General features: G+C 47.2%; 4 tRNA genes and 1 rRNA gene. All 5 read left to right on the top strand.

From position 1 onward, the window contains the following. The first annotated feature begins 163 nt into the window (after positions 1 to 163). Positions 164 to 279, top strand: a 5S ribosomal RNA gene (gene rrf, locus KQ486_RS09330). A 62-nt stretch (positions 280 to 341) separates the two neighbouring features. Then, positions 342 to 416, top strand: a tRNA-Asn gene (locus KQ486_RS09335). An 8-nt stretch (positions 417 to 424) separates the two neighbouring features. Then, positions 425 to 517, top strand: a tRNA-Ser gene (locus KQ486_RS09340). Between the two features lie 12 nt (positions 518 to 529). Then, positions 530 to 604 (top strand) — tRNA-Glu (locus tag KQ486_RS09345). Between the two features lie 20 nt (positions 605 to 624). Then, positions 625 to 698, top strand: a tRNA-Met gene (locus KQ486_RS09350). The last annotated feature ends 1 nt before the right edge of the window (position 699 follow it).

The raw sequence follows: 699 nt of genomic DNA on the forward strand, positions 1-699 counted from the left end.
AGCTGACGGATACTAATCGGTCGAGGACTTAACTTACTTTATGATGTATTGCTTCTTATCTAGTTTTGAAGGTACATATTTTAAATTGTATTGATTTTCTACTTGCATTTTTGCTTGAAGGTTAATATAATATAGTTTGTCGCTAGTTAATAAATTAAACATATCCGGTGGCGATGGCAGAGAGGCCACACCTGTTCCCATTCCGAACACAGAAGTTAAGCTCTCTAGCGCCGATGGTAGTTGGGGTTTTTCCCCTGCAAGAGTAGGACGCTGCCGGGCATGTTGATCATTACTCCTATCAACTCGGGAAGCATATTTATACGTAAGCTTTTTAACAACATTCCAGCGTAGCTCAGTGGTAGAGCAGTTGGCTGTTAACCAATTGGTCGCAGGTTCGAATCCTGCCGCTGGAGCCATATTATATGGAGAGCTGTCCGAGTTGGCCGAAGGAGCACGATTGGAAATCGTGTAGACCGTTATCGCGGTCTCGAGGGTTCGAATCCCTCGCTCTCCGCCATATTACTCATATGGCCCGTTGGTCAAGTGGTTAAGACACCGCCCTTTCACGGCGGTAACACGGGTTCGAATCCCGTACGGGTCACCATTATCAAACTTTAATTACATCGCGGGGTGGAGCAGTCAGGCAGCTCGTCGGGCTCATAACCCGGAGGTCGCAGGTTCAAATCCTGTCCCCGCAAC

This window comes from Allobacillus halotolerans (genome assembly GCF_018967645.1).
GTDB lineage: Bacteria > Bacillota > Bacilli > Bacillales > Alkalibacillaceae > Allobacillus > Allobacillus halotolerans.